11 protein-coding genes are annotated in these 12751 nt (G+C 67.9%); all 11 read right to left on the minus strand.

Annotated elements, in window-relative coordinates; all coding sequences use genetic code 11:
• Positions 1-31: 31 nt before the first annotated feature.
• Positions 32-439 (minus strand): carboxymuconolactone decarboxylase family protein, encoded by a 408-nt coding sequence (locus tag ACWPOB_RS22650; protein ID WP_455402190.1) that lies wholly within the window; start codon positions 437-439, stop codon positions 32-34.
• Complete coding sequence (locus ACWPOB_RS22655; RefSeq protein WP_455402191.1) at positions 436-2016, minus strand: long-chain-fatty-acid--CoA ligase; 1581 nt, start codon at positions 2014-2016, stop codon at positions 436-438. The genes ACWPOB_RS22650 and ACWPOB_RS22655 overlap by 4 nt, the downstream gene beginning before the upstream one ends.
• Before the next feature lie 40 nt (positions 2017-2056).
• A complete protein-coding gene (locus ACWPOB_RS22660) occupies positions 2057-2704 on the minus strand; it encodes a CoA transferase subunit B (protein ID WP_455402192.1) in 648 nt (215 codons plus the stop codon).
• Positions 2701-3465, minus strand: a complete 765-nt coding sequence (locus tag ACWPOB_RS22665) for a CoA transferase subunit A (protein WP_455402193.1) — start codon at positions 3463-3465, stop codon at positions 2701-2703. Before ACWPOB_RS22665 ends, ACWPOB_RS22660 begins: the two co-directional genes overlap by 4 nt.
• A 98-nt stretch (positions 3466-3563) precedes the next feature.
• On the minus strand, positions 3564-4157 hold the full coding sequence (locus tag ACWPOB_RS22670; protein WP_100055414.1) for an RBBP9/YdeN family alpha/beta hydrolase: 594 nt from the start codon (positions 4155-4157) through the stop codon (positions 3564-3566).
• A gap of 52 nt (positions 4158-4209) precedes the next feature.
• Positions 4210-5547 carry an MFS transporter gene (locus tag ACWPOB_RS22675; protein ID WP_455402194.1) on the minus strand — a complete coding sequence of 446 codons (1338 nt, stop codon included), beginning with the start codon at positions 5545-5547 and terminating at the stop codon, positions 4210-4212.
• A 176-nt stretch (positions 5548-5723) separates the two neighbouring features.
• Positions 5724-6776 (minus strand): 3-keto-5-aminohexanoate cleavage protein, encoded by a 1053-nt coding sequence (locus tag ACWPOB_RS22680; protein WP_455402195.1) that lies wholly within the window; start codon positions 6774-6776, stop codon positions 5724-5726.
• A gap of 60 nt (positions 6777-6836) precedes the next feature.
• A complete protein-coding gene (locus tag ACWPOB_RS22685; RefSeq protein ID WP_455402196.1) occupies positions 6837-7736 on the minus strand; it encodes a TauD/TfdA dioxygenase family protein in 900 nt (299 codons plus the stop codon).
• A gap of 65 nt (positions 7737-7801) precedes the next feature.
• Positions 7802-8776, minus strand: a complete 975-nt coding sequence (locus tag ACWPOB_RS22690; RefSeq protein WP_455402197.1) for a quinone oxidoreductase family protein — start codon at positions 8774-8776, stop codon at positions 7802-7804.
• Positions 8777-9399: 623 nt separating this feature from the next.
• Positions 9400-9831 carry a DUF7144 family membrane protein gene (locus ACWPOB_RS22695; protein ID WP_100057323.1) on the minus strand — a complete coding sequence of 144 codons (432 nt, stop codon included), beginning with the start codon at positions 9829-9831 and terminating at the stop codon, positions 9400-9402.
• Between the two features lie 119 nt (positions 9832-9950).
• A complete protein-coding gene (locus ACWPOB_RS22700; protein WP_455402198.1) occupies positions 9951-12740 on the minus strand; it encodes a cation-translocating P-type ATPase in 2790 nt (929 codons plus the stop codon).
• Positions 12741-12751: the final 11 nt, after the last annotated feature.

A 12751-nucleotide genomic window follows, 5' to 3' on the forward strand; every position in this document is an offset into this window, starting at 1 on the left:
CCATCGCCGCGGGCGGGAGAGCGGCGTTGTGTCAGGCGTGCCCGGCACGGTCCGATTCGGGCACCCGACCCTGTGAGGACAGTTCCTCGAGGAGGAGTGGCACGCCGATGTTCAGCGAGTGGATGCCGATGGTGGTCGCGAGCTTCAGGACTTCGACGATCTCGCGGGCGGTGACGCCCAGATCGAGTGCGGCTCGTATGTGTCGCCGCAGCCCGGGAGCGTACATGTGGGTGCAGGAGGCATCGACGGCGATGCACAGCAACTGGACGACCTGCGGTGAGAGCACGCCGCTCTGGTACGGCTGCATCGTCGCCGTCATGTAATGCTCGGTCCATTCGGGATCGAGTTCCTCGATCCCGTCCCACAGCGGGTTCCAGGTGCCCTCCGCCTTCATGCGGTCGACGATGGAAGGAGCCGCACCGGCCGTGTGGGCGGTCATCGGCCGCGAACCTGGTCGACGACGGCCGAGACCAGCTCGCGCTTGAGGATCTTTCCGGTGGCGGTCATGGGCAGGGCCGCGGTGAATTCGACGGACCGGGGGTACTTGTAGCCGGCCATCTGGTCCTTGCACCAGTCGATCAGCTCCGCCTCGGTGATCCGTGCACCCGGTTCGAGGATGACGAATGCCTTGACTTCTTCGCCGTGCCGTTCGTCCGGGACGCCCACGACGGCTGCGAGCGAGACCGCGGCGTGCGTCATCAGTACTTCCTCGACCTCTCGGGGGTAGACGTTGAATCCGCCGCGGACGATGAGATCCTTGGCCCGGTCGACGATGTAGTAGAAGCCGTCCTCGTCGCGCCGTGCGAGATCGCCTGTGCGGAACCAGCCGTCGCGCATCACCTCGGCGGTGGCGTCGGGCCGGCCGAGGTAGCCCTTCATCACGTTGTGGCCGCGGAGCGCGAGCTCCCCGACCTGGTCGTCGCCGAGGACGGGGTTCCAGTGCTCGTCGACGAGCTCGGCCTCGATGCCCCAGACCGGAACACCGATCGAGCCGGGGCGGGGGTCGCGTTCGGGGTCGCTGAAGACCGCCAGCGGCGACGTTTCGGACAGACCGTAGCCCTCGAGAATCCGCACGCCGAAGCGGCGTTCGAACCGGGTGTGGATCTCCACGGGCAGCGCGGCGCCACCGGAGATCGCGCGCCGCAGGGAGCGGGAGATGCGGTCGACGTCGACGGTGTCGTCGACCGCGGCGAGCAGAGCCCAGTACATGGTCGGCACCCCGGCGAAGACGGTGATGTCCTCGTCGACCATGAGCTCGAGCGCTGCCTTCGCGTCGAACCGTGGGAGGAGCACGAGGGTGGCGCCGACCGACAGGCCGGCATTCATCGTCACGGTCTGGCCGAAGGAATGGAACAGCGGCAGGGTGAGCAGACAGGTGTCCGGGCGCAGCGGGGTGCTGTCGAACAACCGGTTGGCGGTCAGGGCGTTGAGCAGCATGTTCGCGTGCGTCAGTTCCGCGCCCTTCGGCCGGCCGGTGGTGCCGCTGGTGTAGAGGATCACCGCGGTATCGCCGGGCTCGCGAACGACGGTGTCGAATGTGTCCGGACGGGTCTCGACGGCCCGGGCGAGGGTGTCGACGCCGGGGATCGGCGACGACGTGTCCGGGTCCGCGGTGAGGAGAATCATCTCGCGGCATCCGGCGGCGTTGTCGAATCCGGCACGGCCGTATTCGCCCATGGGCAGGTCGTCGGTGCCCTCGAAGCAGAAGTAGAGGGCGGCACCGGAATCGTCGAGATGGTAGGTGATCTCGCGAGGCTTGAGCAGGATGTTCAACGGCACGACGATCGCGCCGGCTTTGAGGATCCCGTAGTAGACGGCGGGGAACTGCGGGATGTTCGGGCACGAGAGCGCGACTTTGTCGCCGGGGCCGATGCCCCGGGCGGCGAGCAGGTTCGCCACCTGGTTGGCCAGGGCGTCGAGGTGGGCGTAGGTGAGGCGTTCCGTGCCGAAGACCAGTGCGACGCGATCGGGGTAGCGACGGACGGAGTCTTCCAGGAGTACGGAGAGATTGAGCACGAGAGTGTGTCCTGTCGTTGTGACGATGGAGACGGTGGGGTCAGCCCAGGGGTGCGTCGGTGGCGGCGCGGACCTGCTCGGCGGTGACGCCGGGTGCGCACTCGACCAGCACCAGTCCGGCGTCGGTGACGTCGAGGACGGCGAGGTCGGTGATGATCCGCTGCACCACGGCCTCCCCGGTGAGCGGCAGGGTGCACCGCTCGACAATCTTCGATGCGCCGGTCTTGTCCGTGTGCTCCATCAGCACGATGACCGTGCGGGCGCCGTGGACGAGGTCCATCGCCCCGCCCATGCCCTTGACCATCTTGCCCGGCACCATCCAGTTCGCCAGATCCCCGGTGGCGGAGACCTGCATCCCACCGAGCACCGCGGTGTCGATGTGCCCGCCGCGGATCATCCCGAACGAGATGGCCGAGTCGAAGAACGCCGCACCGGGGTGGACGGTGACGGTTTCCTTGCCGGCGTTGATCAGGTCCGGATCGACGGCGTCCTCGGCCGGGTAGGGGCCCGTCCCCAGGATCCCGTTCTCCGAATGCAGGGTGACCCGCACGCCCTCGGGCAGGAAGTTCGGAATCAGCGTCGGCAGCCCGATGCCGAGATTGACGTACTGCCCCGGCGTGAGTTCCTGTGCGGCGCGGGCCGCCATCTCGGTACGTGACCAGCCGAGGGTTTCGATCACTGCGGTCATGCTCGGGCCTCCTTGGCGGCGCGCACGGTGCGCTTCTCGATCTGCTTGTGCTGCATGCCGGTGTGCACGATGCGGTCGACGAAGATTCCCGGAAGGTGCACCTGCCCCGGGTCGATCTCGCCGGGTTCGACGAGCTGTTCGACCTGGGCGATGCAGATCTTCCCGGCCATCGCGGCCAGCGGGTTGAAGTTCATCGCGGCCTTGTTGAACACCAGGTTGCCCTCGGTGTCGCCGCGCAGCGCATGTACCAGGGCGAAGTCCGCGGTGATCGATTCCTCGAGCACGTACCGCCTGCCCCGGAACTCGCGGATCTCCTTCGGCGGCGACGCGAGCGCGACGGATCCGTCCGCGTGGTAGCGCCACGGCAGCCCGCCCTGGGAGACGGGGGTGCCGACCCCGGCGGGAGTGAAGAACGCCGGGATGCCGGCGCCGCCGGCACGCATCTTCTCCGCCAGGGTGCCCTGCGGGGTCAGCTCCACCTCGAGTTCACCGGACAGGTACTGGCGGGCGAACTCCTTGTTCTCTCCCACATAGGAGGCGGTGACTCGGCGGATGCGCTTGTCGCCGAGCAGGATTCCCAGTCCGTGCCCGTCGATGCCGCAGTTGTTGGAGAACACCTCGAAATCGGTGCCCTCCCCCTCCGCGAGCGCTGCGATCAGCTCGTCCGGGATGCCTGACAGGCCGAAACCTCCGACCGCGAGCGAGGCGCCGGTCGGGATGTCGGCGACGGCCTCGGCTGCGGTTGTGTAGACCTTGCTCAATTTCTTTCTCCGTACTGGCGCACGAGGCGCGATACATGGTGGCGTGTGGCTGGTGTGAGGGGCGGGCCGGCGACCTCGAGTCGTGGCCCGCCCCGGAATCAACACCGCGCTGCGGCGGACGCTGCGGTGTGCTCGATCAGTTCCTGTAGTAGTTCCTCGGCGCGGGGCCAATATCCGTAGCCGGCGGCTGGATTCAGGTGCCCGACGTTGCCGAGGTCGACCAGCCGGCTGCCCCAGAGCTCGGCCATGCCGGTCACACGGCGGTAGCAGGCGAGTGGATCGTTGCGGCTTGCCGCGACGACACTCGGGAACGGCAGCCTCCGGCGAGGGATGGGGTTCCAGCCGCCGCGGTCGAGGTCTTCGCCGGAGGGATAGCCGGAGGGCAGCGGCAGCTCCAGGTCCGCCGGGGTCGCCAGCAGGGCGCCCTGGATCGGCCGGGTGGGGTTCTGTGCCCAGTGGACTGTGGTCATGACTCCGGCGCTGTGGGCGACGAGCACGACCGGGCCGGAGACGTCGTTCAGGACGGTGTCGAGAGCGGCGACCCGGGCGGCACGGTCGAGCTTGTCGTGCTCGAGCGGGGGCACGGTGCGCGCATTGTCGAGGCGTCCGGCGAGCAGGGTCTGCCAATGGTCCGCGACGTGGTCTCGCAGACCCGGCACTATCACTACGGTCGGAGAGGTGGGGATGTTCAAGATCGGCTCCGGTGGATCATTCGGAAGTGACTGGGAAGCAGGGTCGTCGGTTTCAACGGGCGGGAGGAGTGGTCAGTGCGAGGAGTTTGCGCAGTCCCGCAGGATGGAGGCGCTTGCCGGCCAGCAGTGCGGCGATGGCGGCGAGGTAGACCAGGGGAGACAGCTGCAGCGCCTCTCGCAAGCCGAGCCGATCGGCGAGGACGCCGACGACGAATGGGCCGAGGGCGAGACCGAGCAGGTTGTTGGCGACGGTGAGCGTGCCCATCGCGGACGCGCGGACCGACGTGTGGGTCAGGTTCGCGACCATCGCTGCGGTCGGACCCGAGGAGCCGGCGGAGAAGAAGGCACCGATTCCGATGAGCACAAGCTGGGCGGGGCCGGCCTCGAGCCGGAAGGCGGTAAGCAGGCACACCAGCGCGATGATGCAGAAGACGACGGCAGCGGTCCACTTGCGGGTGATGTCGTGGCGGCCGAGGCGGTCGGTGATGATGCCGCAGACGACCATGCCACTGCCGACGAGAAGTACGACGATCGAGGCGGCGGCTCCGGCCTTGTCCGGGGCGAGGCCGTAGTACCGGTTGAAGTAACTCGGCGTCCACGACAGCAGCACTGCGGCGGTGAATATCTGCAGTCCGCCACCGATGTAGGCGAACAGCACTGCCGGATTGGTGAACAGGCTCGACACCGGGGCGCGAAAGCCGTCGGGTGGGGTTGGGGTCTGCCCCGGGTGTTCGTCGGCGGCGTTCTCGGCGAGCTTGCGTTCGGTGACGAGCGTCCGGAACAGCGCAACCAGGATCAGGCCGAAGACCGCCATGGCCGCGAACGACCATCGCCAGCTCAGGTGCACGGCGATCACTCCGCCGAGCGCGACGCCGATCACCGAGCCGAACGATCCGCCGGCCATGAAGGCGCCGCTGAGTGAGGCGTGTACCCGCGGTGCGAATACACTCAGCACCACCGCGATTCCCACGCTGCCGTAGGCGGCTTCGCCGACGCCGACGAGGAATCTGGCACCGAGCATCTGCTCGAAGCTGGAGGCGACCGCACAGAGCAGGGTGGCCGCGCTCCACAACACGGCCATGAGCACGAGGCTCTTGACCCGGCCCCACCGGTCCGCGAGCAGCGACAGCGGCAGGGTGAGCAGGCCGACCATGAGGGCGACGATGCTGGTGAGGGAGGCGAGCTGTGAATCCGAGAGCGCCCATTCGGTTTTCAGGAACGGGAAGACGGCGCTGAGGACCTGCCGGGACATGTAGTCCGAGAGCAACAGCCCGAAGGTCAGGGCGAAGACGATCCACGGGTACGTCCGTGAGCGCGTGCGGGAGGTGGTGCGGGGACCGGCGTCCGGGTTGCCGGTCGGATTCTCCACGGAGGAGGTGGGCAGTCCCATGGGAACTCCTGTGGGCGAGGGTGGCGGTGAATGCGGAGGAACGACGGCGAGGAGGACAGAACGAGACGGCGTGGGCCTCTCCCGTGGCACCGCCACGGGAGAGGTGGCACCCACGGCCGGGGCACGCACGGTGCTGTGTGCGTGCCCCCTCCGGGGAGGTGTCCGGTGCGCCTGGCTCAGGCGTGCTGGGTGAAGCCGCGCTGGCCGGGGCGGCGGTTGGGTGCGAAGCCGATCTTGGCGAGGGTCTCGTCGGCGCTGGTGTAGTGCTCGTCGAGCTTGTAGATCTCGCGGGCCTCCTTGCCGGTGGCGACCTCGCGGCCGAGCTCGCCGGCGATGCGGACGAGTTGTTCGACCTGCGCCACGGAGGTCATCTTCTCGCCCTTGCGGCCCCACAGGGTGTCCTCGGTGCCGCAGCGGGCGTGCAGGCCCATCGCGATGGCCATGGTGTTGACCGGCAGCACGCTGCGCATCAGGGTTTCCAGGGTGAGCACCGCGCCGTCGGGGGTGCGGCGGACGAACTCCATCAGGTTGTACGGGTTGGGGCCGTCGAAGCCGCCGCCGATGCCGACCCAGGTCACCATCAGCGGGCCGGTGTAGACGCCGCGACGGATGAGCCGTTCGACGGTCTCGAGCTGGGCGATGTTGGCGAGCTGGAAGTGCGGCTGGATGCCGTTGGCCTGCAGCCGGCGCAGGTGCTCCTCGACCCAGCCCGGCCCGGCCGGGACGGTCATCTCGCGGTAGGCGTCGTAGACCTCGGGGCGCTGGAAGGAGGTGCCGGCGATGTCGTCGGCGGTCATCAGCTCGACGATGTTCATCTGGTTGGTGTTGATCGCGATGGTGACCTGGTCGGGTTTGGGGTCGAGTTCGGCGAGCAGGTGGCGGGTGTCGTCGGAGAGCCACTTGGCGTCCGCGCCCTCGCCTTCGGGGGCGAACGAGATCGACCCGCCGACCTGCAGGATCATCTCGGGCACCGCCTCGCGCAGCCGGCCGAGCAGTTCGTTGAACTTCGAGAGCCGCTTGGAGCCCTTGCCGTCGAGTTCGCGCACGTGGATGTGCAGCACGGTGGCGCCGGCGTCGTAGCAGTCCACCGCCTTCTGCACGTGCTCGTCCATGGTCAGCGGCAGGTCCTCGGCGAAGTCGTCGATGTCCCATTCCGGGCCGTAGGGGGCGACGGTGATGACCAGCTTCTCCTGGTTCTCCGGGAACAGGGCGTCGTCGTGGAAGTGCATGGTGGTGCTCCGATCAGAGTTGTTGTGTGGTTGGTGAGGGTGACTGGGAAGGGGGATGGGTCAGAAGGGGCGGTCGCCGACGATGCCGGCGCGTTCCATCTTGCGCACGGCGGGCCAATAGTCCTGCACCGCATAGTGTTGTGTGGATCGGTTGTCCCAGATGGCGACGCTGTTGCGGGTCCAGCGCCACCGCACCTGGTATTCCGGGATCGCGGCCTGGCTGATCAGGTACTGCAGCAGGTTGCCGGCGCCGGGGGCGTAGTCGATCCCGAAGCGGACGTTGTCGGGGGTGTGGTAGTTGACCAAGTGCGTGGCAAAGGCGTTGACGAACAGGATCTTCTCGCCGGTCTCGGGGTGGGTGCGCACCACCGGGTGCTCGGCGTCGGGGAACCGCGCATGCAGCTGATGGCGCTGTTCCATCGGCAGGGCGGCACCGAAGCTGGCCTCGATGCTGTGCCGGGCCCGCAGTCCGGCGACCTGTTCCTTCACCGGCACGGGCAGCCGTCGGTACGCCTCGGCCATGTTCACCCAGATGGTGTCGCCGCCGACCGGCGGCGTCTCCACGCACCGCAGCACACACCCCATGGGCGGGTTCTGCCGCCACGTGGCGTCGCAGTGGTAGGCGTTCTCGTAGTGCTCGGGCGCGCTGTCGAGGTCCTTGTAGATCCGCACCAGGCCAGGGTTGTCGGGGTCGCTGCCGACCATCGGGTGATCCTCGAGCGGACCGAACCGCTCGGCCAGCGCCACGTGCTCGGCGCGGGTGATGTCCTGATCGCGGAAGAAGAGCACCTTGTATTCGAGCAGGAGTGCGTGCAGCTGCTCGAACAGCGCGTGGTCACGCGAAACCTCCCCGAGGTCGACGTCGAACAGTTCGGCGCCGATGGTGCAGGTGAGCGGTTCGACGCGGAACGCCCGCGTGGTGGTCGGGGTCGTCTCCGACGGCCGGGTGGTGGTAGTCATGACAGATCCTTCGTGGGTGGTGGGGGTGGCGGTGGTGTCCGGAGCAACATCCCGCCCAGCCGGGGTCAGAGGGTGAAGACCGACGAGCCGATGCTGCGACCGGCTTCGAGATCGTGGTGGGCGCGGACCGCGTCCTCGAGTGCATACCGCTGGTTGATCTCGATCGTGATCTTCCCGGTTGCGACGTGGGTGAACAGCTCTGCGGCGAGTTCGGTGCGCTCGGCCGGGTCGGCGATGTAGTCCGCGAGCGCCGGACGGGTCACGAACAGCGAGCCCTTGACCGCGAGCTGCATCGCATCGATCGGCGGGATCGGTCCGGACGCGGTGCCGAAGCACACCAGCAGGCCGCGGCGCGCCAGCGAATCGAGGGAGGTCGAGTACGTCGTCCTGCCGATGCTGTCGTACACCACGGGAACGCCGGCGCCGTCCGTCAGTTCCCGCACTCGCTGCGCGACGTCCTCCTGCGTGTAGATCACGACGTGATCGCACCCGTGGGCGCGCGCGGTCTCGGCCTTCTCCTCGTTCGAGACCGTTCCGATCACGTTGATGCCCAACAACTTCGCCCACTGAGTGAAGATCAGACCCACGCCTCCGGCCGCGGCGTGCAGCAGTACCGTGTCGCCGGCCTTCAGCGGGTGGATCCGGCGCAGCAGGTAAGCGGTGGTCAAGCCGCGCATGGTCATCGCCGCGGCCGTGTCGAACCCGATGGCATCGGGCAGCGGGATCAGGTGTTCGGCGGGCATCACGCGTTCGGTGCTGTAGGCGCCGAGCGGGCTGCCGGTGTAGGTCACCCGATCTCCTTCCCGCACGTGCGACACGCCCGGTCCGACGGCCTCGACGACGCCGGCGGCTTCCACGCCCATGCCGGCCGGCAGCGGGGCGGGGTACAGGCCGGTGCGGAAGTACGTGTCGGCGAAGTTGAGACCGACGGCCTCATGCCGGATCCGGACCTCGCCCGGGCCGGGCTCGCCGACCTCGACGGCTTCCCAGCGCAGGACCTCGGGGCCACCGGTCTCGTAGAAGCGGACGGCTTTTGCCACAGTCTCCTCCTTGTCGCGCCTGCCGGCCCGGTCCACCGGGCAGGCTTCGGCACCTGGATGTTTCTCGGGATGTAATTGCTTCCCGCTGTGCGGGATCCGGGCTGTCGAGGGCACGTTGCCGTGCTCGGCAGCTGTCGGTGTTCCGGCGGGATGAGGTGGGCGATGTCGCGGCCGCGACCGACCTTCCCTCTCCCCAGCCGGCTCTGTGTGATGGACCTAACAGTAGTGGAAGGCGTGCCCGGGTGCTTATCCCTGCGGGACGTAGAACTGTTCATTTGGGGACATAGTGCAGAGGCGGGGTATCCGGCCCGTTGATCGGCCCCGGGGCGGCGTGGGTCGCGAATCCGATGCGGGATAGCGCGTCCCGGAGGCGCCGATGTGAAGGATCTCGGGTGGCGGGGCGTTGCGTCAGACCGCGATCGGGGGGCGCAACAGGCCGATGGCCATGCCCCGCGGGAGTGGAAATCTGTCACCACGACGTCGAGAGGCCGCAGCACGAGGGGTGTGGCTGAGGGGCGGGTGCGCGCTCACCACCGGCGGTCGGCCGGCACCCCGCTGCCGCCGGCGTCCGGCGGCGCGCTCACGGTCCGGTCCTGCACTCGGGTTCTGCGAGGGACCGCCGATCAGCCCTGGTAGTAGTCGGCTCGGGGATTCCAGGTAGAGACGGCCCAGATCACCACCACGTCGAGAGCGATAATGAGCACCGACCACCACGGGTAGTACGGCAGCCACATGAAGTTCGCCAGGATCGACAAGGCGGCGAGGACGATCGCAGCCACCCGCGCCCACGTCGCACCGGTGATCAAAGCGATGCCGACCACCACCATGACCACACCGAGCACGATGTGGATCCAGCCCCACGTGGTGAGGTCGAACGCGAACGTGTACTCCTGGCCTTGAACGAACACCTCGTCCTCGGCCACTGCGGCGATGCCTTGGAAGAACTGGACGATGCCGAGGGTGGCCACGATGATTGCGGCCCCGATCGACGTTCCTGCTGCAATCCCCTGTTTGACGGACATGGTTTCCTGCTCACCACGCACATGCTGGGACATGACGGTCCCCTTTCGGAGGTGAATCTCTGCCTGAATTGTGCCTCCGTTCGTATTGACCCCACAAGGAATATCGCGAACTTCGGGCCGCGCTCGAACCGGGATGCCCGTAGGAGTCGGCGTCAGTGCGCACCGGCTCGTTGCGGGCCGACTGCGACCTCGGGGGGAAGCAGTGCCGGCGGCACCGGTCGACGGCGGCGGCGCAGCGCCTTCTCCGCTTCGACGACGATCGGGATGATCAGGGACCAGCCGAGGCAGGCGAGCCATTGGTCTCCGGTCAGCGATGTGGTCATCAGAAGTTCCTGGAGGAAGCCGATTTCGACGGCGAATACGGTGACCACGACGGGAATCGACAGGATCTTCAGCGCCCCGAGTATCGGTGCCTGTAGGCCGGACTCCGGATCGCGCCGCATGACGAGTCCGGCGAGGACGGACCCGAACGACAGCACCACGAACGCCGTGGTCATGGGGACGTTCGCTTCGGTGGTGCTCATCTCGCCCGGAGCGAGGAGCATCGCGGCGAGGGTGACGGCGAACTGCAGGATGCCGTAGGCCAGCCACTGTGTGAATGCCTTCCGGTTGGCGATCGGCATCTCGGGGTCGCGGGGTGGCTTGTTCATCAGGTCGGGCGGCGGCGGGTCGAGCATGATGACGGCGACCGGGAACAGGGTGATGAAGAAGTGCTGGAACAGCACCATCAGCGGGGTCAGCGCCACCCCGTCGTTGATGTCGAAGATGCTCGCGACGAGGAACAGCAGAACCAGTGAGAACAGTTTCGACATCTGGTAGCGGATGTAGGAGACGATCTTTTCGTAGATGTTGCGGCCCAACCGGATCGCGGTGATCAGCGTTCCGAAGTTGTCGTCGGTGAGCACCATCTTGCCGGCTTGCTTGGTGACCTCGCTGCCCGAGCCCATGGCCACTCCGATGTCGGCCTTCTTCAGGGCCGCGGCGTCGTTGACCGCGTCGCCGGTCATCGCCACCACTGCCCCGCTCTGCTGCATGACGCCGGCGAGACGGAGCTTGTCCTGGGGGGTGACGCGACCGAAGACGTGGAGGTTCGGCAGTGCTGCCGTCAGTTCCTCGTCCGACATGGCCTGCAGCTCGGCGCCGCCGATCGCGCCCGGCCCGAGGCCGAGCTCGGCACCGATCGCCGACGCCGTGATCGCATGGTCTCCGGTGATCATTCGGACTTCGATGCCGGCCTCGTGGGCGGTGCGCACGGCCTCGATGGCCTCCGGCCGGAGTGGATCGATGATGCCGACCATACCGACGAACGTGAGGTCCTCGACGAACGACATGGGGTCGGCGTTCACGGCCTGCTCCTGCCCGTCGAGCAGGCGTACGGCGAACGCCAGGACGCGCAGGCCCTTCTCGGACATGGTCTGGTTCGCCGCGAGCAGTTCCTGCCGGACGTCGCCGATCGGTACCGCCTGCCGGCCGGGACGGAAGGCGCTCGCGCACCGCGCGAGAACGACGTCCGGTCCGCCCTTGACCAGTTCCACGAAGCGGGTGGTGCCGTCGACCGGTAGGTGGTGGAACGTCGCCATGAACTTGTACGCGGAGTCAAACGGCACGGCGGCGACGCGGGGATACGCCCGCCGGGTCTGCGGGGCGTCGACGCCGACCTTCGCGGCGAGCACCACCAGGGCGGCCTCGGTGGGATCGCCGACCACCTGTCCGGTGTCGGAGACGGTGGCGTCGCTGTCGAGGCACAGCCCGTAGGCGAGCAGGGTGAAGTCGGGGGGCGCCTCGCCTGCGACGTGGGTGATGCGCCCCGATTTGCTGTACCCCTCGCCGTCGACGGTGTACCAGCGGCAGTGGAAGTACAGTGACCGCACGGTCATCTGGTTCATGGTCAGCGTGCCGGTCTTGTCCGAATTGATCGCGCTGGTGGCGCCGAGGGTCTCGACGTCGGTGAGGTTCTTCACGACGGCCTTCGCCTCGGCCAGCTGGCGGGCGCCATAGGCGAGCATGGCCTGGACGAACGTCGGCAGGCCGGTCGGGATCGCGGAGACCCCCATGGAGATGCCCAGCAGCAAGACCGTGGTCAGGCTCTGTCCGCGGATCACTCCGAGGACGACGATGAGAGCGACCGCGGTCCACGCGATGATGCCGAGCAACTTGGTGAGCGAATTCAGTTCGCGTTGCAGCGGCGACTTGCTCGGCGCGACGGCCGAGAGCATCGAGGCGATGCGGCCCATCTGGGTGTGCATGCCGGTTTCGGTGACCACCATGGTGGCGGTGCCGCGGGTGACCGAGGTGTTCTGGAAAACCATGTTGCTGCGGTCGCCGAGGGGGACGTCGGTGGTGCCGAGGGTCTGGGGATCCTTCGGGACGGGGGCACTCTCGCCCGTCAGTGCCGCCTCCTGCGTCTCGAGGGTGGCCGAGATGAGCAGTCGGCCGTCGGCAGGGACGATGTCGCCCGCCTCGAGCTGCACGACGTCGCCCGGCACCAGGTCGGTGGCGGCGAGCTGAACCAGTGTCCCGTCACGGGTCACCCGCGCCTGCGGGGTCTGCATCTTCGCCAGTGCGTCGACGCTGGCGCGGGCCTTCAACTCCTGCCGGGTGCCCAGGACCACGTTGAGTCCGACGAGTACGGCAACGATGATGGCGGTGGGAATCTCCCCAATGACGACGCTGACGACCGCCACCGCGACCAGCATCAGGTTCATCAGATCCTTCAGCTGGAGCAGCGCGAGCACCCGTGCCGACGGTGCGGGTTCGGAGACGATGCTGTTGGACCCGTAGCGTCGGCGACGCTCGCCCACCTCGTCGCTCGTCAGTCCGGTCTGCGTGTCCGAGGCCAGTGCGGACACCACGACGTCGGCACTCTGGGCGTGCCACGTCGTGGGTGCTTGCCCAGTCGCGGGGGAGTCCGCCCGTTCCGGTGTGCGTTCTGTCGAGGCCATGACGGGCGGTC

Source organism: Rhodococcus sp. 2H158, from assembly GCF_053764755.1.